We start from the raw sequence: 16,744 nt of genomic DNA, 5'->3' as shown, positions 1-16,744 counted from the left end.
GCGGGATGCACGCCGACACGCCCTTGGGCGAGTGCGTGCTCGAGAAGCTGCTCGCGGCGATCCCCAAGGCGAAGCTCCCGCCCTTCCGCGCCTGCTTCCGCGGCTTCACCTACCCGTACATGGTCGGCAGGCACGAATCGAAGATGGGATCGTAGGTCAGAAGGAACCCGACAGCATCCGCTGCCCACGGACCGCGGTCACCAGGGCCGCGGTCAGGATTCCTCATTCGGAGGAGAAGCCCTTCGGGCTGTCGAAACGAGAAGCCCACCGGGCTTGTCTCCGAAGCGACTTGTCGCGCAGGAGAATCCTGACCGCGCTCCTCGTGGGCGCGGCCGACGTTCATTGCTCCGCCAGGCTAATCGCGGGCCGGGCCGGTCACGCCGAAGTCGGCGAAGATCTGCCGCGTCACCGGGTCGACCGGGAGGACGCGGTGCTTGGGATCGATGCAGCAGTGCACCGTGTGGCCGTGCACGAGCACGCGCCCGATCTCGTCGTTGCGGACGATGTAGTCGTAGCCGAACCGCACCGGCTCGAGGCTGCGCGGGCGCGCGTAGATCGACAGGAGGTCGTCGTAGTCGGCGTGGAACTCGAACTGGACGCGCAGATCGACGATCGGGTGGAACAGCCCGAGCTTCTCGATCTCCTTGTAGCTGCGGCCGCTCGACCGGATGAGCCCGGCGCGGCCGACCTCGAAGTACTTCAGGTAGTTCGCGTGGTAGACGACGCTCGATCTGTCCGTGTCCGCGTACAGCACGCGCAGCTTCTCCCGGTGCCACTTGAGGCCGGTGCCGCGCTCGACGACGAAGTCCTCCGGGAGCTCGCACTCGATTTCGAACCGGCGTTTCACGGTGGTTCTTCTATGCGGCGAATCGGCCGGGCGTCAAGCGCCGAATCGCTTGAACACGACGCAGCAGTTCGGGCCGCCGAAGCCGAAGGAGGTCGAGATCGCGATGTCGTGCGGCGCGCGGCGCGCGGTCTCCGGGACGAGGTCGAGGTCCGCGAAGTCGGGGTCCACGCGGAGGTTGAGCGTCGGCAGGATGATCCCTTCGACGAGCCCGCGCACGGTCATCGCGGCCTCGAGCGCCGCGGACGCCGCGAGCGAGTGGCCGAACTGCGACTTGTTCGAGGAGATCGGGATCTTCCGCAGCGCGTCGCCGAACACGGTGCGCAGGCACGCGATCTCCGTCTTGTCGCCGACCTTCGTCGAGGTGCCGTGGCCGTTGATGTAGCCGACCTCGTCGACCGCGACCCCGGCGTCCTCGATCGCGCCGCGCACGCAGGCGGTGATCGTCTCCACCTTGGGATTCGTGTAGTGGTACGCGTCCGAGTTCATGTGCTGGCCGATCACCTCGGCGAGGATCGGGAGCCCCCTCCGCTCGGCGTAGGCGAGCGACGCGAGCAGGACGATCCCGGCGCCCTCCGCGAGCACGAAGCCGCGCCGATCCCCGCTGTACGGGCGGCTCGCGGCGGCCGGGTTCTCGAGCGAGCGATCGCCCTTCTCGGACATCAGGAGCGCCCGCATGTTGCCGAAGCCGTAGAGGATCGCCGGCAGGAGCGGCATCTCGGCGCCGCCCGCGAACATGACGTCCGCGTCGCCGCGCTGGATGATCTCGGCCGCCTCGGCGATGCAGTGGTTCGCCGTCGCGCACGCGGTCGCCGGCGCCATCACGGGCCCCGTGAACCCGAGCAGGATCGACGCCTTGCCCGCGGGCATGTTGGCGCAGATGTTCGGCAGGCAGAACGGCGAGACCTTGAGCGCCCCGCCCTCGCGAATCCCCTCGAGGTTCTGCTCGTAGGAGTCGTTGCCGTTGATCGCGGAGCCGATGAGCGCGCCCACCCGGTGCGCGTTCGAGGCGTCGATCACGAGCCCGGTCTTCTTTGCGACGTCGTGGCAGAGCGCCATCGTCAAAGGGATGAACTTCGCGTCCCAGAAGTAGACGTCGCGCTCGGAGAGGAACTCGTAGGCGAGCGGATCGTAGTCCGGGATCTCGCCGACCGCCTTGGCCGGGTAGTCGCCCGCGTCGAACCGCGTCAGCCAGCGGATCCCGGACTCGCCGTTCACCGCGCGCCGCCACGTCTTCTCGAGCCCGTGGCCGAGCGACGTCGACACCTCGGTGCCGACCACCACGACGCGATTGTTCTCGGGCGCCCTCATGAAGGTTCTTCCTAGTCACTTGAGCGTTGGAATGCAAGCTCCGTGCGCCCTCGAGGCGCGGCGCCCCCCCTACTCCGCGGCCCAGACCCCCTCGAGGGAGCCCGTCGCGATCACGAGGTCGTCGATCGCGGCGAGCAGCTGGCCCGCTAGCGCGCCCGGATCCACGGCGGGCGGCTGAGAGAGCGCGTACGCCCGGAAGACGTAGCGGTGGGTCGCCGTGTCCTCGGGCTCCCCCTCCTCCACCTCCGCCGGGCACGGCCCCGAGTAGCCGACGACGCCGAGGTCGTTCGTCCCCTGCGACAGGCCCGCGGCCGGCTCCTCGCCGAGCGCGACGCCCCCGGCAATCCCGGCCGCCTCCGCCGCGACCCCCCAGAGGAGCCACCGCGCGACCGCGTCCGCGCCCTCGTCCGCCTGGATCATGACGATCGCGTAGGACGCCGTCTCCTCGGGCGCGCCCTCGAACCGCAGCGGCGGCGAGCGGTCCTCCGCCTGGCAGGTGTGCTTCGCCGGGATCGTCTCGCCGTCGCCGAACGCGAGGCTCGTGACCTCGAACGACGGCAGCTCGTCCCCGCCGGCGCACGCCGAGACGAACGCGCCGAAAGCGAACGCCGCGGCCGCGCGCCTCACCGCGCCCCCCCGCTCGTCGCCCGCGCCGGCTCCCTCGGCCGGCAGCCGCTCTCGCCGAGCACGCTGGCGTAGTTCTCGATCAGGTTCTCCGAGAACGCGCGCCACGCGTCGAGCCGCGCGCGGTACGCAGCCGCCTGCGCCTCCCTCCCGGAGATGCGGTTGACCCGCTCGGCGGCGTCGGTCGCAAGGTCGAACAGCATCTGCGGCCCGTCCTCCTCCTCGATGTACTTCCACCGGCCGTCCACGAGGCCCCGCTGCGCGCCCGGCGGCCTGCCGCCGAACAGCACGACGCGCGGCTCGTCCGAGGCCACGAGGTTGCGCCCCTTCATCGTGCACGGCGCGTCGATCCCGAGCAAGCCCAGGATCGTCGGCGCGAGATCGACGTGCGACGTGGGCAGCGCGATCTCCCCCGACACGCCCTCGAGCTGCGGCCCCTCGAGCATCGCCGGCACGCGGACGATCTCGTCCCAGACCTTCGGGCCGTGGCTCTTGCCGCCCGGGTGCCGCGCGAACCCCTCCCCGTGGTCGCCGAACGCGACGAGCAGGGTCTCGTCCGCCAGCCCGAGCCGGTCGAGCCCCTCGGCGATCTCGCGCACCCGATCGTCGATGTAGCGCAGCGCGCGGAGGTACGCCGGGTGCTCGGCGAGCGGGGCCCGCTCGTGCTCGGCGCACGCGTTGTACGGGTGGTGCGCCGTGAACATCTCGTAGAAGACGAAGAACGGCGCGTCCCGCTCCTCTGCGGCCCAGTCGAGGATGTGCCGCACCGCGACCGTCTCCTCGACGCCCCACGAGTCGCCCCACGCCCCTTCCCGCTCCGGCAGGGTCTTCATGTCCACGGCGTGATCGAACGCGCGGTGCCGGAAGAAGCGCATCTTCCGGTCGTAGGAGAAGTCGGCGCTCGTGATGAGCGCCGTCGCGTAGCCCTCGGCGTGGAGCGCCTCCGACAGGCTGACGCACGGGATCGACGGGTTCACCGCGGTGATCGACTGGTAGTACGGGTACGGCAGCTCGGAGCAGAACACCGAGAAGAACGCCTTCATCGTCTGCGGCCACACCGTGTGGTGGCGCGCGAGGTACACGCTCCCGGGCCGCGAGCCCGCGCCCCGGACGAACGGCATGACGCCGGGGTCCGAGTCCGAGTGGGCCGCGCCGACGGACTCCAGGGCGATGAGGATGACGTTCGTCCGTTTCGGGGTCGCGCCGCGCAGCGGGTTGGGCCCGGCCGGGTAGCCCGCGAGCTCGACCGCCCCGAAGTCGAAGGTGAACGGATCCGCGGGCGCCGCGCCTTCGCGCCCGAGGCCCGCGAAGAGCGGCTTGACGTACGACCCGGCGAGCACGAGGCCCGGCGATCGCTCGAGGCCGTACGTGTGCAGCCGGATGCCCAGGACGTGGCCGTTGATGAGCCACGGGAGGAGCAGCGCCGTGAGCGCGGCCTCGATCGCGGCGGCGGCGAGCAGCCCCCGCTTCGCGCGCCGGCCGATCCGCGCGGCGATCCGCGGCTGGAGGAGGTACGCGGCGAGCGGGAGCGCCAAGCCCGCGAGCACCGCGCCCATCTGGAGCGGCCCGAGGTAGTGCGCGATGGACGACCACAGCGCCCCGCCCGCCCCTGCCTCGGCGTTGGCGTCGCTAGCGAGAGACGAGAGCTCGATCACCTCGCGGTTGAGCGGGCCGCCTATGTACAGCGTCGTGAAGAAGCTCACCGCGACGAGCGCGCCGTGGAGCAGCTGCGCCGCGATCGCGGCCGCGTGGCCGAACCGCGCCCTGCCGAGCGCGACGAGGGGCCACGAGACGGCTGCCGCGAGCGCCGCCACGAGCGCCGCGCCGAGGAGATCGCCGCCGTAGAACAGGAGCGACTTCGCGGCGAGCGAGGGTCCCGGCGCGAACCCCTCGGTGCCGAAGACGTTGTTCAGCACGAGCGCGACCTTGAACGGCAGGAGCACGGCGGCCGCGGCGACGAAGTTGCGGAAGAAGAGCGCGCGCAGCCGTATGGGGACTTGGAATCGCATGTCGCGTCGTCGCGGCGGGCGGGGCGCGCCCCGCCCCTACTCCTTCAGGTACTTCTCGAAGGCGTCGAACGAGGCCGGCCGGCCGAGGAAGTTCTCGACCATCCGCTCCGCGTCCACCGCGCCGCCCGCCCCGATGACGTACTTCTCGTAGTCGGCCGCGACGCCCGGATCCATCAGCCCCTTCTCGGCGAACCGCGTGAACAGATCCTTCGAGAGCTTCAGCGACCACATGTACGTGTAGTACATCGAGCCGTACCCCTCGAGGTGCGTGAAGTTCGCGAACAGGAAGGAGCCCTCCTCGTACGGGTACGGGCTGTACTTCGACTGGACGGTCTTGAGCAGCTCGAGGAGATCGAGCTTCGCCGGATCCGCGTTGTGGTACGCGAGCGACAGCGAGGCGAGGAACAGCTGCCGCATCACGTTCACGCCCTTCCCGAACTCGTCCGACGCGCGCATCTGCTCCACGAGCTCCTTCGGGATCGGGGCCCCGGTCTCGCTGTGCGCCGTGAAGCGGGCGAGCACCAAGGGATCGCGCGCCCACTCCTCGAAGATCTGCGACGGCGCCTCGACGAAGTCCCACTCGCAGCTCAGGCCGGTGAGGTTCGCGTACCTGTAGCCGGAGCCGAGGATGTGGTGCATGAGGTGCCCGAACTCGTGGAAGAACGTCGTCACGTCGCCGTACTCCATGAGCGCCGGGCCGTCCGCGGACGGCTTCGGGAAGTTGCAGACGAGCGACGCGGTCGGCAGCTGCGTCCCGGAGATGCCGGACACGATCTGGAACATCGCGGCGTGGCCGTACTTGCCGTCGCGCGGGTGCATGTCCAGGTAGAAGCGGCCGACGCGCTTGTCGCCCTTCATGACGTCGTACGCCTCGACGGCCTCGTGCCACGTCGCCGCGTCCGCCGCCTTCACGAACCGCACGCCGAAAAGCTCCTCGGCGACCGCGAGGACGCCGGCCTGGACCTTCGCGAAGTCGAAGTACTTGCGGACCTCCTGGGAGTCCACGCCGAACCGCTCGGTCTGGATCTTCTTGGTGTAGTAGAGGCGGTCCCACTCGTGGATCGCGTCCGCGTCCGCCACGTCCTTCTTCTTGCGCGCGAGCATGTCGCCGAGATCGCGCTCCACTCGCGGCCGCGCGATCGCCGCGACCCGGTCGATGAACTCGGCGATCGTCTTCTCGTCCTTGACCATCTTGTCCTCGGCCGCGTACTCGGCCCAGCTCGGGTAGCCGAGGATCGCCGCGTACTCCGCGCGCAGGCCGAGCAGCTTCTTCAGGATCTTCTCGTTCGCCGGGTAGGCGCGGGTCATGAAGGCGAGGTAGAGCTCCTTGCGCACCGCCTCCTGGTCCGCGTACGACAGGATCGGGAAGTAGTCCGGGTACTCGGTCGTGATCGCGACCTTCCCGTCCTTGCCCGGCGCGCGGGCCTTCAGGAAGTCCGCGGGCAGCCCCGCGAGCGCCTCGGGCGCGAACCGCACGGTCTTCTTGTCCTCGCGGACGCGCCGCGAGAACTCCTGCCCCACCTTGACCATCTCCTCCTTGATCGCCTTGAGCTTCGCGCGGGTCGGGTCGTCCTTGTCGACGCCGGAGCGCCGGTAGTCGCGCAGCAGGTGGTCGCGGGAGCGGAGCGCCAGCGGATCCGCGCCGCCGGTGTCCATCGCGTGGAGGGCGTCGAAGAGCCGGCGATCGAGGCCGATCTCGGTGACGAGCTTCATCGCCTCCTGCTGGCACTTCTCCTCTGCGGTGCGCACCTTCTCGTCCGGGTGCACGTTGGCCATGAGCTCCGAGAACGGCAGCACGTGCTCGACGTCTATGAAGATGTCGTTCATCTTCATCAGGGTGTTGTCGACGGTCCGCGCCCCCTCGACGCCGACGACCTCGTCGCGCGCCGACACGGCCGCGTCGAGCCACTTCTCGCAGTACGCGCCCACCTCGGCGGGGGCCTTGGGGATCGGGGGCTCGAACAGCTCCCCGGAGATGTCCGATTTCGGGACCTCGGGTTTCATCGCTCGCTCCTCCTCCTTCGCGGTCGCCGCGTCCGGCTCCTTCGCGGCCGCCGCCTTCGCGGCCTCATCCGCGGCCTTGTCCTCGCCTCCGGAGCACGCCCAAACGAGCGCCCCGAGCACGCAGGCCGCCGCGGCCAACGTCAGCGCGATCCTCGGATTCCTCATCGCCCCGCCTCCTTCTTCATACCCTCGTTTCGGCAGCGACAATAACATCGAGTCGGGCACCTGGTACACCCGGTCCGTTCTTGTGCTATTGTGTTGACCTGTCGTCGCTGCAAACGGAGGTCACGACCGATGGCCGAGCCTGCGAAGCGCCTGGGAGATCTGCTTCTCGACGCGAACCTGATTGACGGGATCCAGCTGCGCGTGGCGCTGCAGGAGCAGTCCTCGACGGGCGAGCGGCTCGGGAGCGCGCTCGTGCACCTCGGGTTCATCGACGAGGCCGTGCTCGCCGCGTTCCTCTCCAAGCAGACGAACCTGCCGTGCGTCAACATCCACGGCCTGTTCGTCCCGCAGGAGATCCTCGATCTCGTGCCGCGCCACGCGGCGATCGAGCACTCCGTCGTCCCGATCCGAAGGTCCGGCGAGCTCCTCTACCTCGCCATGGCCGATCCGTTCGACCAGAAGGCGCTCGACGCCGTGGAGCGGCTGACCGGCCTCACGGTGATGCCGCTCATCGCGCCCGAGTTCCGGCTGCGCAAGTCGCTGCGGAAGTACTACGGGGACACGCGCACCAAGTCCGACCCGCCGGAACGCCTCAGCATGGAGCTCCAGTCCGTCGTGTCGGAGATCGAGAAGGATCCCTCCGTGCTCCTGGAGACGCGCATCGACGCGATCGCGGCCAAGCTGGACACGCTGGTCGAGATCATGGCGCGCATCGAGGCGAAGCTGGACCGCTGACGAGGGAGCGCGGGGTCCTGCGGCAAGGCGAAAGACGACAGGCGGCTCAATCACGATCGTGCGCCGCGCACGGGCACAGAGGAGGTCATTCATGGACAGGATGTCGTCGATCGAGCTCGCGATGAAGAACGAGCAGGCCGAGAAGCACTTCTACCTCGAGCAGGCCCGGCGCACGCGCAACGTCGTCGCGCGGGTCCTCTTCGAGGCGCTCGCGGCGGACGAGGACGAGCACAAGCGGCGGCTCGCCGTGCTGTACCAGAAGCTGAAGAGCGACGGCTCCTGGCCCGAGAGCGTCCCGCTCGAGGTCGCGGGGACGGACGTGCGGCAGCGGCTCTCCGCCGTCGCGCGTGACACTGCGGAGGTCGCGGCGCACGACGCCGACGACATGTCCGCGCTCCGGAGGGCCGAGTCGTTCGAGGCGGCGGGCTCCGCGCTGTACCAGGATCTGTCCGCCGCGTGCGCGAACCCGCGGGAGGCCTCGTTCTTCGGGATCCTCGCCGGGATCGAGCGGGAGCACCTCCTCTCCGTGCGCGACTCGATCTCCTACCTCGAGGATCCGGGCGCGTGGCTCTCGGCCAAGGAGCGCGCCGGTCTCGACGGCGCCTAGGCCGCGAGGGGCGCGCGGTGGACGCGATCCGCACACGGGTGACCGCGCTCCTCGGCGTGCGCTACCCGATCGTCCAGGGCGGGATGATCTGGGCCGCCGGCTGGCGCCTCGCGGCGGCGGTCTCCGAAGCGGGCGGCCTCGGCTTGATCGGCGCGGGTTCCATGTCCCCCGATCTCCTCGTGGAGCACCTCGCCAAGGCGCGCGCCGCCACCGCCTTCCCCGTCGGCGTGAACGTGCCGGTCAACGGCCGGCGCGCCGAGCGGCACGTCGAAGCCGCCCTCTCGGCGGGCGTCCGCATCTTCTTCACGTCCGCGGGAAGCCCGAAGCGGCTCACCCCCGCCCTGAAGGCGGCGGGCGCGACCGTCGTACACGTCGTGCCGTCCGCGGCGCTCGCGCGCAAGGCCGAGGACGCGGGCTGCGACGCGGTCGTGGCCGAGGGGACCGAGGCCGGGGGCCACAACGGGTTCGAGGAGGTGGCGAGCACGGTGCTCTGGCCGTCCGTCGCCGCGGCGGTGCGCATCCCGACGATCGCGGCCGGCGGGATCGCGGACGGCGCGGGCCTGGCCGCGGCGCTCGCGCTCGGCGCGGAGGGGGTCCAGGTGGGGTCCCGCTTCGCGGTCACCGTCGAGTCGTCGGCCTCGGCGGCGTACAAGTCGGCGGTGATCGCGGCAGGCGAGACGGACGCCGCGCTCTGCCTCCGCCGCGCCATGCCGACGCGGGCGCTCGCGAACGCCTATGTCCGCCGCGCCCTCGAGGCCGAGGCGAGCGGGGCGAGCCCAGAGGAGCTCCTCTCGATCCGCGGCGAGGGCCGCGCGCGCAGGGGGATCTTCGAGGGCGAGCTCGACGAGGGCGAGCTCGAGATCGGGCAGGCGGCCTTCCGAATCGAGGATCTCCCGACTGCGGCCATGGTGATCGCGCGGATGGTCGAGGGCTTCAGGACCGCGGCGGCGAGGCTCGCCGGCCTCGCCGACGGTCTCGCCGACGGCTAGGCGACCGATTCCGGAGATGGTATTGTGCTCCGCATGATTCACCTCCTGGAACAGCTCACCAAGCTCGCGGACGCCGGAAAGCAGCTCGGCGAAGTGCAGGTCCCGAGCGCCCTCTACGAACGCGTGTTCGATCTCATCGAGTCCATCTTCCAGAACCAGACCGCGGCGATCCTGCTCCAGGATCCCCGGGACGGCTCGCTGACCGTCGCCGCCTCCCGCGGCTACGATCCCGACGTCGTGCGCAGCTTCAGGGTCGCGCCCGGCGAGGGCGTGACCGGGTACGCGCTCCAGACCGGCGAGCCCCAGCTCGTCACCGAGACGGTGAACGACCCGCGGTACATCCGCGGCGTCACGGACGCCGTCTCCGAGATCGCGGTGCCGCTGCGGACCGGGGGCGAGACGATCGGCGTGCTCGACATGGAGAGCCGCGAGCACAGGTTCTCGACCGCGGATCAGGCGATGTTCTCGACGTTCGCCGAGCAGGTCGTGACCGCCATCCGCAACCTGCGGCTCATGGCGGATCTCGAGGAGCGGGCGCGCCGGCTCGTGTCGATCGCCCGCATCGGCCAGGGGCTCGCCCAGGAGACGAACCTCGAGCGGCTGCTCGATCGGGTCGTCGAGTCGGTGCACGAGGCGCTCCACCTCGACACGGTCGCCGTCCAGCTCTGGGACGAGAAGAAGGAGAACGTCGTCGTGGTCGCGGCCCGCGGCTACGACCGCGACGTGATCGGCCTCTCCGTGCGCCGCGGCACAGGGGTCACAGGGCGCGTCGCGGAGGAGAGGAAGCCGGTCGTCATCGACGACGTGCAGACGATCCCCGACTACGTGGCGGGGCTGTCCGGCTGCCGCTCGGAGATGGCGGTGCCGCTCGTGTTCCGCGACGAGGTGATAGGCGTGCTCAACGCCGAGCACCGCGACGTCGCGAGGTTCGGCGAGACGGATCTCCTCCACGCGTCGATCTTCGCGGACCAGACGGCGACAGCCATCGGCAACGCGCGCGTGCGCGACGCCCTCGAGACGTCGACGCGGGAGACGGACCGCCTGGCGGGCCGCCTGAAGCTCCTCGCGCGGACCTCGGAGAAGCTCACGTCGATCCTCGACCTCGACACCCTCCTCGCCGAGATCCTCCAGCTGGCCCAGCAGGCGCTCGGCTTCCAGCAGATCGCGGTGCTGCTCCCCGCCCCCTCCGGGATGCACCTGCGCGTCGCGGGCTGCGTCGGCTACGGCGAGGAGACGGCGGGCCGGCAGATCCCGATCGAGGGATCCCTCTGCGGCGAGGCGTACGGCACGGGCAGCACCGTCCTCGTGTCCGACGTGCGCACCGATCCCCGCTACGTGACCGGGCTCAAGGACGCGCGGTCGAACGTCGCGGTGCCGCTCCGCGTCGAAGACGAGGTCATCGGCGTGCTCAACGCCGAGACCGCCGGCGACGAGATCCTGACCCAGGCCGACGCCGAGATCCTCGGGATGCTCGCGTCCCAGGTCGCGTCGGCCGTCCGCGCCGCGGGGCAACGGACCGAGCTCGCGGAGCGCAGCCGCCGCCTCACGCTGATCCACCGCGCCGCATGCTCCGTCAACGCCATCGACGACCCGGAGGAGATGCTCGAGTCGATCCTGAAGCTCGCGCAGAAGGCGCTCGGCATCCAGGCGGTGGCGATCGTCATCCCGGACCGCGCGGGAGAGTCGCTCGTCGTGCGCAAGGCGCTCGATCACGGCGACGTGGAGGGGCTGCGCCTCCCGATAGGCTCTGGCTTCTGCGGCACGATGTTCGTGACCGGCAAGGCCGGGGTCATCCCCGACATCGCCGCGCAGCCTGGGTACGTCGACGGCACGCCGGGCGCGCGGTGCGAGATGGCCGTCCCGCTCGTGCTCGACGGCGAGACCATCGGAATCCTGGACGCCGAGGCGATGGAGCCCTACGCGTTCAACGAGGGAGATCTCGACCTGTTCCGCATCTTCGGGTCCCAGGTCGCGACGGCGTTCAAGAAGGCCAGCATGATCCACGCGCTCGAGGACAAGGCGCGCCGGCTGACCCTGATCCACAGGGCCGCCTGCTCGCTCAACACCCTCGAGGAGCCGGAGCACGTGCTCGAGTCCATCCTGAAGCTCGCGCAGAAGGCGCTCGGGCTGCACTCGGTCGCGGTCCTCACGCCGAACGGCGATCCCGGGCACCTCACGGTGCGCAAGGCGATCAACCACGGCGACGTGGAGGGGATGCGCATCCCGATCGGCGAGGGGTTCGTGGGCGCGATGTTCGTGACCGGCAAGGCCGACATCATCCCGGACATCGCGGCGCGGACCGACTACATCCCCGGCACGCCGGGGGCGCGGTGCGAGATGGCGGTCCCGCTCGTGCTCGACGGCGAGACCATCGGCATCATCGACGCGGAGGCGATGGAGCCCAACGCCTTCGACGAGGACGCCCTGCAGCTCTTCCGCGTGTTCGGCTCGCAGGCCGCGACGGCGATCAAGAACTCGCGGCTCATCCGCGATCTCGAGCTGCGCGGGCTGCGCCTCGACGCCCTGAACAAGGCGTCGCGCGCCATGAACACCATCCACGATCCCAACGAGGTGATCGACGCGATCCTGCGGAACGCCTGCGAGGCGCTCTCGCTCTCGCAGTGCGCGCTCCTGCTCGTGGACCCGGCCGAGACCGGCGACCTCGTGCTGCACGCGGCGGTCGGCTACGGCGACGCGCTCGGCACGCGCGTCCCTTTCGGCAGCGGGGTCACCGGGCGCGCGGCCTCGAAAGGAGAGCCGGTGCTCGTCCTCGACACCTCCGCCTCGCCGGACTACATCCCGGTCCCGGGCCAGGACCGGCGCGCCTCGGAGATGGCGGCCCCGCTCGTGCTGTTCGACGAGGTGATAGGCGTCCTCGACACGGAGAGCCCGCGCCCGTTCGCGTTCGACGAAAACGACCTCGAGCTGTTCCAGTCGTTCGCGTCGCAGGCGGCGATCTCGATCCACAACGCGCGGCTCATCAAGGGGCTCGAGGAGGCGAACTGCCAGCTCGGCGAGAACGTCGCCGAGATGAAGCGGCTCAACAACGAGCTCGAGAACTACGCGGCCCAGATCGCCGAGGCGAACGAGAACCTCGAGTCGCAGATCCAGCAGCTCACCGCGCTGCACGAGGCCGGGCGCGCGATCACCGCGAGCCTCGATCTCGACACGACGCTCCATTCGATCCTCGCGATGACCTCGCGCATCGTCGGGTGCACGGCCGGCGCGATCCGGCTCATCGACGACGAGACCAAGGAACTCTCGACGCGCGCCGAGGCCGGGCGGCAGGCCGAGGGCTCGGGGATCCGCTCGGTCGTCGATCTCCCGCTGACGATCGGCAACCGCACCATCGGCATCTTCGAGCTCGTCCGCGAGGCCAAGGCGGTGCTCGGCGACGACGAGCGCCAGATGCTCGAGACGATGGCCTCGCAGGCCGCCATCGCCATCGAGAACGCGCGACTGTTCGAGACGACGCAGCGGGTCTACTACGAGACGCTCAAGTCGCTCGCGCAGGCGCTCGAGGCGCGCGACGACTACACGCGCGGCCACTCGGAGCGGGTGGCCGGCATCTCGCGGAACATCGCGACCGAGCTCTCCCTGCCGGCGAGCGACGTCGACACGATCTACAACGCGGCGCTGCTCCACGACATCGGCAAGATCGGCATCCGCGACGAGGTGCTCCTCGCCCCGCGGAAGCTCACGCCGGAGGAGCGCGCCATCATCGAGCAGCACCCGGCGTACGGCAACTCGATCCTGACGCCGCTCAAGTTCCTGGGCGAGATCAAGACCTACGTCCGCCACCACCACGAGCGTTGGGACGGCACCGGCTACCCGGATCGCCGGCGCGCCGAGGAGATCCCGCTCGCCTCGCGGATCATCGCGGTCGCGGACACCTACGACGCCATGACGTCGAGCCGCCCGTACCGCGACGCGCTCTCCCCCGAGGTCGCGCTCGCCGAGATCCGGAGGTCGTCCGGCTCGCAGTTCGACCCCGCCGTCGTCCAGGGGTTCCTCAAGATCATCGGCGCAAACTGAGGCGGCCCGGTCGATTTCCGGCAACCTTTCTAGGAAACGTCCGATATCCCTGATGCACCGCACGGGGTGGTGTCGTATGATCATGGAGGAGGATCGCGATGGAGAGCGCCGTCTCGTTCGAGGACATCAAGCAGCTGTTCAAGGAAACCGACAAGAGGATCAACGATCTCGGCAGGCAGATCGGCGGGCTCGGCAACCGCCTCGGCGAGTTCGTCGAGGGCGTCGTGCGGCCCGGGCTGGTACGGCTGTTCCGCGACCGCGGTGTCGATGTCCGCGAGACGCACCGCGACCTCGAGGCGGAGCGAAACGGGAAAAAGGCGCAGGTCGATCTGCTCGTCGTCAACGACTCCGATGTCGTCGTGGTCGAGGTCAAGTCGAAGCTGTCGCAGCGCGACGTGGAGGAGCACCTCGAGCGGCTCTCGATCTTCAAGGAGCTGTTTCCGCGCTACGCCGACGCGCGGGTCTTGGGGGCGATGGCGGCGATGGTGATCCCGGAGAAACAGGCCGAGTTCGCCGCGAACGCCGGGCTGTTCGTCATCGGCCAGGCGGGCGACGACGCGGTGTTCCTCAATTCAGCGGGGTTCGAGCCGAGGGCGTGGTAGCGCTACCGGCGCTCGCCGAGCCGCCTCGTAATCGCTTTGTCGTGGAGGCGGCCCAGGAGGAGCTGCGCTGCGATCGCGCCCACCAGGCACATGCACATGTCCCACTGCGCGTCCCAGACGTCGCCCTGCGAGCCGAGGAAGTCGATCGCCGTCTGGGCGTCGCCTCCCGTCCCGACCGCGACCCACCACTCGACGAGCTCGTAGAACGCGCTCACCGCGAGGCAGATGCTCACAACGATGAAGAAGAGCCACTTGCCCGGCTTGAGCGGCGACGCGCGGAGCAGGATCTCCCGCACGACCAGCGCTGGGATGAACCCCTGCGCGAAGTGGCCGAGCCTGTCGTAGTGGTTGCGCGCGAGGCCGAGCGCCTCCTTGATCCACTCGAACAGCGGGTTCGCGGCGTAGGTGTACTTGCCGCCGACCATCAGGATCACGGCGTGCGCCGCGAGGAGGACGCACACGAGCCGCGTGAACGCGAAGCCGAAGCGGAAGTGCGCCACGGCGATCGCCGCGCCGCCCAGGATCGCCGGCGCGACCTCCAGAAACCACGTCTGGAGCGGCAGCGGGCTCACGAGCGACCACGCGGCCACGGCGAGCAGCGCCGCGATCAGCGCGATGGCGAACGGGCTGAGCTTCATGGGGGGACTCTACAATGGGATCGAATGGGAGTCATGGGAGGAATGGGAGGTTGACAAGACGGGCGAAAGCCCCCAGAAAACCGCCATGCAGCGCTCCGTCGAAATCTGGCTGGTGCGCCACGGCGAGACGACCGCCAACGCGGCGAACGTCCTGTCCGGCTGGAGCGACGTGGCGCTCACCCCCCACGGCGAGGACCAGGCCCGCGCGCTGAAACCGCTCCTCGCGGGCAAGGCCTTCGACGGGATCTGGTCCTCCGACCTGCGGCGCGCGATCGCCACGGCCGAGCTCGCGCTGGGCAGGGCGCCGCGGACCGACGCGCGGCTGCGCGAGATGTGCTTCGGCGAGATCGAGGACCGGCCGTGGTCGGAAGTGGACGCATCGCTCCGTGACGGGCTGCTCGGCTTCGTCTCGTTCCGCGCGCCGGGAGGCGAGGATCTCGAGACGTTCAAGGCGCGGGTGAAGGGCTTCGCCGACGCGCTCGCCCCCGGGCGCCACCTCGCGTTCACCCACGGCGGGGCGATCCGCGCGCTCACCATGGACCTCGGCGAGGACCGGTTCCTCCCGAACGGCGGGCTCTGCGCCGTCGACTGGACGAGGCGCACCCTCCTGTTCGTGAAGGAGACGCCGACGCCCGACCTTGTCAAGCGCCCCGCGCCAACCTAGAGTTGGCGACCATGGACTACCTGAAGACCGAGATCGTCGAAAACGTCGAGGTCGCGACCGGCACGGCGCTCCTGCGCTTCCGGGGCGAGCGGCCGGTGGCGGGCAGGCCCGGGCAGTTCGTGATGGTCCGGGGCGCCTGGGGGGCGCACCCGGTGCTCGGCCGCGCGTTCTCGCTCGTCGAGGTCGGCGCGGTGGGCGCCGTGCTCGTGCGGGCGGTGGGCGACGGCACGCGGCGTCTTTGCGCGCTGGCGCCCGGCGATCGGCTCTCGGTCCTCGGCCCGCTCGGGCACGGGTTCCTTGGGCCCGCCCCGGATCGCACGCCGGTGCTCGTCGCGGGCGGCGTCGGCGTGGCGCCGATCGCTTTCCTTGCCGAGTCGCTCGCCGCGGCCGGCACGAGCCCGATCATTTTCTACGGCGCGCGCACGGCGGGCGATCTGCCCCTCGCGGACAGGCTCGCGGCGGCCGGGGAGCTCACGCTGGCGACCGAGGACGGCTCGCGGGGCGAGCGCGGGTTCGTCACCTCGGCGCTCGAGCGGCTGCTCGCCTCCCGTCGGGACGCGCAGATCTACGCGTGCGGACCGGAGCCGATGCTCGAGGCGGTGGCGCGGCTCGCGGTCGCCTGCGGCGCGCCGTGCCAGGTGGCGCTCGAGTCGCCCATGGCGTGCGGCATGGGGACCTGCAAGGGGTGCGCGGTGCTCGCCGCGCGCGGCGACTACAAGTACGTCTGCAGCGACGGGCCGGTGTTCGAGTCGGCCGAGATCTTCGGCGAAGGGGGTGCGCGATGAGCGGCGCCCTCGCGGTCTCGCTCGGCCGGCTCGCGCTCGAGAACCCGGTGATCGCGGCCTCCGGGACGTTCGGCTACGGCGTCGAGTACGCCGAGCTCATGGACATCTCGCGACTCGGCGGCATCTCCGTCAAGGGGATCTCCCTGGCGCCCCGCATGGGGAACCCGCCGCCGCGCGTCTGCGAGACCCCGGCGGGCATGCTCAACTCGATAGGCCTCGCGAACATCGGCTACGACGCGTTCGTGGAGAGGATGATGCCGCGCCTGCGCGCGCTCGGCGCGACGGTCATCGTCAACACCTACGGAACGTCGCCGGAGGAGTTCGCGGAGCTGGCGCGGCGGTTCGACGCGGTGCCAGGGGTAGCGGCGCTCGAGGTGAACATCTCGTGCCCGAACGTCAAGGCCGGCGGCATCCACTTCGGAATTCGGCCGGAGTCCGCCGCCGAGGTGACGCGCGCGGTGCGCGAGGCGACCTCCCTGCCCGTGATCGTGAAGCTCTCCCCCGAGGCGGCCGACCTCCCGGCGGTCGCGGCCGCGGTCGCGGGCGCCGGCGCGGACGTCCTCTCGATGATCAACACGATCCGCGGCATGTCCATCGACGTCGAGACGCGGCGGCCGAGGCTCGGCGCCGTGATGGGCGGGATGTCCGGCCCGGCGATCCGCCCCCTCGCGGTCCGGCTGATCTACGAGGTGCACCGCGCGGTCCCCGCGATCCCGATCATCGGCATCGGCG

Annotated in this window: 14 protein-coding genes; 8 read left to right on the top strand and 6 right to left on the bottom strand. The window is 70.5% G+C overall.

Annotated elements, in window-relative coordinates; translation table 11 throughout:
* Positions 1 to 355 precede the first annotated feature (355 nt).
* The 5 genes from M0R80_16680 to M0R80_16660 all read right to left on the bottom strand — a co-directional run bounded on the left by M0R80_16680 (position 356) and on the right by M0R80_16660 (position 6,957).
* Positions 356 to 847: an acyl-CoA thioesterase gene (locus tag M0R80_16680; GenBank protein ID MCK9461265.1), complete on the bottom strand. Its 492-nt coding sequence runs from the start codon at positions 845 to 847 to the stop codon at positions 356 to 358.
* Positions 848 to 880: 33 nt separating this feature from the next.
* A complete protein-coding gene (locus tag M0R80_16675; GenBank protein ID MCK9461264.1) occupies positions 881 to 2,155 on the bottom strand; it encodes a beta-ketoacyl-[acyl-carrier-protein] synthase family protein in 1,275 nt (424 codons plus the stop codon).
* A 69-nt stretch (positions 2,156 to 2,224) separates the two neighbouring features.
* Entirely contained in the window at positions 2,225 to 2,782 is a 558-nt protein-coding gene (locus M0R80_16670) for a YbhB/YbcL family Raf kinase inhibitor-like protein (GenBank protein ID MCK9461263.1), read from the bottom strand.
* Positions 2,779 to 4,788 (bottom strand): sulfatase-like hydrolase/transferase, encoded by a 2,010-nt coding sequence (locus M0R80_16665; GenBank protein MCK9461262.1) that lies wholly within the window; start codon positions 4,786 to 4,788, stop codon positions 2,779 to 2,781. Before M0R80_16665 ends, M0R80_16670 begins: the two co-directional genes overlap by 4 nt.
* Positions 4,789 to 4,824: 36 nt before the next feature.
* Positions 4,825 to 6,957: a Zn-dependent oligopeptidase gene (locus tag M0R80_16660; protein MCK9461261.1), complete on the bottom strand. Its 2,133-nt coding sequence runs from the start codon at positions 6,955 to 6,957 to the stop codon at positions 4,825 to 4,827.
* Between the two features lie 129 nt (positions 6,958 to 7,086).
* Between M0R80_16660 and M0R80_16655 the strand changes: the two genes are divergently transcribed.
* The 5 genes from M0R80_16655 (at position 7,087) to M0R80_16635 (ending at position 13,925) form a co-directional block, all read left to right on the top strand.
* On the top strand, positions 7,087 to 7,692 hold the full coding sequence (locus M0R80_16655; GenBank protein ID MCK9461260.1) for a hypothetical protein: 606 nt from the start codon (positions 7,087 to 7,089) through the stop codon (positions 7,690 to 7,692).
* Positions 7,693 to 7,783: 91 nt separating this feature from the next.
* Entirely contained in the window at positions 7,784 to 8,299 is a 516-nt protein-coding gene (locus tag M0R80_16650; protein ID MCK9461259.1) for a ferritin family protein, read from the top strand.
* 83 nt (positions 8,300 to 8,382) lie between these two features.
* Positions 8,383 to 9,288 (top strand): nitronate monooxygenase, encoded by a 906-nt coding sequence (locus M0R80_16645; protein ID MCK9461258.1) that lies wholly within the window; start codon positions 8,383 to 8,385, stop codon positions 9,286 to 9,288.
* 33 nt (positions 9,289 to 9,321) lie between these two features.
* Positions 9,322 to 13,323 (top strand): GAF domain-containing protein, encoded by a 4,002-nt coding sequence (locus tag M0R80_16640; protein ID MCK9461257.1) that lies wholly within the window; start codon positions 9,322 to 9,324, stop codon positions 13,321 to 13,323.
* 98 nt (positions 13,324 to 13,421) lie between these two features.
* Positions 13,422 to 13,925, top strand: a complete 504-nt coding sequence (locus M0R80_16635; GenBank protein MCK9461256.1) for a DUF3782 domain-containing protein — start codon at positions 13,422 to 13,424, stop codon at positions 13,923 to 13,925.
* 2 nt (positions 13,926 to 13,927) lie between these two features.
* Here M0R80_16635 and M0R80_16630 read toward each other — a convergent pair whose 3' ends face one another.
* Positions 13,928 to 14,563 carry a DUF2238 domain-containing protein gene (locus tag M0R80_16630; protein ID MCK9461255.1) on the bottom strand — a complete coding sequence of 212 codons (636 nt, stop codon included), beginning with the start codon at positions 14,561 to 14,563 and terminating at the stop codon, positions 13,928 to 13,930.
* A gap of 85 nt (positions 14,564 to 14,648) precedes the next feature.
* On the opposite strand from M0R80_16630, the gene M0R80_16625 reads away from it, so the two are divergent.
* The 3 genes from M0R80_16625 to M0R80_16615 all read left to right on the top strand — a co-directional run.
* Positions 14,649 to 15,227: a histidine phosphatase family protein gene (locus tag M0R80_16625; GenBank protein ID MCK9461254.1), complete on the top strand. Its 579-nt coding sequence runs from the start codon at positions 14,649 to 14,651 to the stop codon at positions 15,225 to 15,227.
* An 11-nt stretch (positions 15,228 to 15,238) separates the two neighbouring features.
* A complete protein-coding gene (locus tag M0R80_16620) occupies positions 15,239 to 16,012 on the top strand; it encodes a dihydroorotate dehydrogenase electron transfer subunit (protein ID MCK9461253.1) in 774 nt (257 codons plus the stop codon).
* A partial coding sequence (locus M0R80_16615) for a dihydroorotate dehydrogenase (GenBank protein MCK9461252.1) occupies positions 16,009 to 16,744 on the top strand: 736 nt, incomplete at its 3' end. The genes M0R80_16620 and M0R80_16615, both read left to right, overlap by 4 nt.

The organism is Pseudomonadota bacterium, from assembly GCA_023229365.1.
Classification (GTDB): domain Bacteria; phylum Myxococcota_A; class Polyangia; order JAAYKL01; family JAAYKL01; genus JALNZK01.
The sequence above is the reverse complement of the archived record's forward strand: the minus strand, read 5'-3'. Positions and strand labels throughout refer to the sequence as shown.

What these genes read in the sequence shown, in the direction of transcription:
- M0R80_16665 (MCK9461262.1), bottom strand. Translation starts at nt 4,788, where the DNA reads ATGCGATTCCAAGTCCCCATACGGCTGCGCGCGCTCTTCTTCCGCAAC.
- M0R80_16625 (MCK9461254.1), top strand. Translation starts at nt 14,649, where the DNA reads ATGCAGCGCTCCGTCGAAATCTGGCTGGTGCGCCACGGCGAGACGACC.
- M0R80_16620 (MCK9461253.1), top strand. Translation starts at nt 15,239, where the DNA reads ATGGACTACCTGAAGACCGAGATCGTCGAAAACGTCGAGGTCGCGACC.
- M0R80_16630 (MCK9461255.1), bottom strand. Translation starts at nt 14,563, where the DNA reads ATGAAGCTCAGCCCGTTCGCCATCGCGCTGATCGCGGCGCTGCTCGCC.
- M0R80_16660 (MCK9461261.1), bottom strand. Translation starts at nt 6,957, where the DNA reads ATGAGGAATCCGAGGATCGCGCTGACGTTGGCCGCGGCGGCCTGCGTG.
- M0R80_16645 (MCK9461258.1), top strand. Translation starts at nt 8,383, where the DNA reads ATGATCTGGGCCGCCGGCTGGCGCCTCGCGGCGGCGGTCTCCGAAGCG.
- M0R80_16640 (MCK9461257.1), top strand. Translation starts at nt 9,322, where the DNA reads ATGATTCACCTCCTGGAACAGCTCACCAAGCTCGCGGACGCCGGAAAG.
- M0R80_16675 (MCK9461264.1), bottom strand. Translation starts at nt 2,155, where the DNA reads ATGAGGGCGCCCGAGAACAATCGCGTCGTGGTGGTCGGCACCGAGGTG.
- M0R80_16655 (MCK9461260.1), top strand. Translation starts at nt 7,087, where the DNA reads ATGGCCGAGCCTGCGAAGCGCCTGGGAGATCTGCTTCTCGACGCGAAC.
- M0R80_16650 (MCK9461259.1), top strand. Translation starts at nt 7,784, where the DNA reads ATGGACAGGATGTCGTCGATCGAGCTCGCGATGAAGAACGAGCAGGCC.
- M0R80_16635 (MCK9461256.1), top strand. Translation starts at nt 13,422, where the DNA reads ATGGAGAGCGCCGTCTCGTTCGAGGACATCAAGCAGCTGTTCAAGGAA.